The 1,024-nt window shown below is 47.3% G+C and carries 1 protein-coding gene and 1 pseudogene; one reads left to right on the top strand and one right to left on the bottom strand.

Going from position 1 to position 1,024, the window contains the following annotated elements; all coding sequences use genetic code 11:
• Positions 1-25 precede the first annotated feature (25 nt).
• The gene (locus B7X71_RS17730; protein WP_293601711.1) at positions 26-814 is read left to right on the top strand and encodes an inositol monophosphatase family protein; all 789 of its coding nucleotides are present in this window, start codon (positions 26-28) and stop codon (positions 812-814) included.
• Between the two features lie 14 nt (positions 815-828).
• Here the strand turns inward: B7X71_RS17730 and B7X71_RS17725 are convergent.
• Positions 829-1,024 (bottom strand): annotated as a pseudogene (locus B7X71_RS17725) (UDP-2,3-diacylglucosamine diphosphatase); the annotation flags it as partial.

Raw genomic sequence — 1,024 nt, 5'->3', positions numbered from 1 at the left:
CTTATTTAATTTGTCCATCAATACTATGCATCCCATGTTAAATGTGGCCGTTAAGGCTGCCCGTCGTGCCGGAACCGTGATTAATAGGGCTTCTCTCAATTTAGAGCGCCTTCAGGTTGACCGCAAACAACATAATGACTTTGTTACCGAGGTGGACAGACAAGCTGAAGCGGCCATTATTGAGACGCTCAGCGAAGCATATCCAACACATGGTTTCTTAGCTGAAGAGACTGGCGCGCAAAATAGCGATGCTGAAAACGTATGGATCATTGATCCCTTGGATGGCACAACCAACTTTATTCATGGCTTTCCGCAATATGCAGTTTCGATTGCGCTCTCAGTCAACGGCATCACTCAGCAAGCAGTGGTGTATGACCCAACTCGCGACGAACTCTTTACCGCTACACGTGGTGCAGGCGCCTACTTAGACCGCCGGCGTTTACGTGTTGCCACTCAAGACCGTTTAGCTAATTCTTTACTTGGCGCCGGTTTTCCGTATCGCGAAGATCAGGATCTAGAAAAGTATTTAAAAATCTTTGCAGAGATGTCACGAAATTGTGCTGGTCTGCGTCGTCCTGGTGCTGCATCTTTGGATTTAGCTTATGTTGCTGCTGGTCGTTACGATGGATTCTTTGAGAGTGATCTCAAGCCCTGGGATATGGCTGCAGGCGCATTATTAATTACTGAAGCAGGTGGGCTCATCGGCAACTACCGCGGCGAAGAAGGCTTCTTGCAAAGCGGTGAAGTAATGTGTGCAAACCCGCGTATTTTTGGTCAGATGGTGCAGTGCTTATCGAAATATTCCATCTGTTAACTTAGGTAACAGAATTAAGTCTTAATCAGGTCGGCGTATCGAACGCCTTCTTGGTTAATGAGTAGTGCACTTGCGCGTGGTCGTCCACTCTCCGGGTGATCTAAATCCCAATCGGATAAGACCCAGCGCTGCCATTCTTGGCCCAAAAGATTTTCTTGATGGTGCCTGGGAAGATGAGTATGTCCATGAATCAATTGATTGCCATTCTGA

The sequence above is a fragment of the Polynucleobacter sp. 39-46-10 genome (assembly GCF_002282275.1).
Note: the sequence above shows the minus strand (reverse complement) of the source record. Positions and strands in the feature narration are given on the sequence as shown.